Below are 1,050 nucleotides of genomic sequence, written 5' to 3'. Positions count from 1 at the left end.
CCACTAAGTGAGGAGCGACATTATGAAAGAGGATTTAATCAAGCTGAACTTTTGGCAATAGGTTTGAAGAAGCATACAAGTAACTTACTAAAAAGAAAAAATCATGAAGAAAAACAAAGTAAGAAGTCTCGTAATGATCGATTACAGAAAAAAGAAAATCCATTTGAGTTTGTTGACGAAATAAATGCAATGGGTAAAAAGTTTGTATTAGTAGATGATGTTTATACTACTGGAAGCACAATCCGATATGCTGCTATGGTTTTATTAGAGGCTGGAGCAAGGGAGGTCTCTTCAATCACACTAGCAAGATAAAAAAAGAATTCCCTGTTAAAAACTCTTTAGCATTTTCCGATATAAAGGACAGATAAATGTGCTGAGGAGCGGAACGTAATGAATAATATATTGAACTGTCCGCATTGCGGAAAACTATTTGTGAAACGTATTCGAAAATGTTGTGATACGTGTTTTTATGAGGAAGAACAACAGTATGATAAAGTATATCGATATATTAGAAAAAGCGAGAATCGGAATGCTACGATTGTAGATGTAAGTGAAGCGACCACGGTTTCAGAGAATAAAATTATCTATTTCATTCACCAAGGGAGAATTCGTGTAAAAGGATATCCGAATTTTACTTATCCCTGTGATGGTTGTCAAAATCCAATTAATGATGGAAGAATTTGTGCACCTTGCAAAAATAAATTAAAGTCAGAACTATCAATTGAGGACTTCATTAGTAGAAAACAAGAAGAAGCATTACCTTATTACCATACAGATGACAATTAACCTATTTTATTTTCATAATTTAAAGATTTATTTATAATTGTCGATATACTTTATATGAATAACAGTCTCTTAAAGAGGTGAGTAAATATGCGTATAGATCAATATAATTCAATTCAAAGCAATCCTTATAAAAAACAGACAAGTGATTTGCAGCAAGAAAAGTCACAGCTGTTGTATAAGAAAGATGAAATACAAATATCTGATGAGGCTAAGAAGCTATTGTCATCATCTAAGTTTGAACAAGACCGTGCGGAGAAAGTAAGC

At 32.6% G+C, this 1,050-nt stretch carries 2 protein-coding genes; both read left to right on the top strand.

Annotated features, from left to right (window positions below; translation table 11 throughout):
* A partial coding sequence (locus G3O09_RS22060; RefSeq protein ID WP_163103580.1) for a ComF family protein occupies window positions 1–312 on the top strand: 312 nt, incomplete at its 5' end.
* Window positions 313–390: 78 nt separating this feature from the next.
* A complete protein-coding gene (locus tag G3O09_RS22055) occupies window positions 391–786 on the top strand; it encodes a TIGR03826 family flagellar region protein (protein ID WP_163103579.1) in 396 nt (131 codons plus the stop codon).
* Window positions 787–1,050 lie beyond the last annotated feature (264 nt).

The sequence above is a fragment of the Peribacillus alkalitolerans genome, assembly GCF_010882125.1.
GTDB lineage: Bacteria > Bacillota > Bacilli > Bacillales > DSM-1321 > Bacillus_BN > Bacillus_BN alkalitolerans.
This window is presented reverse-complemented; position numbering and strand designations above follow the sequence as displayed.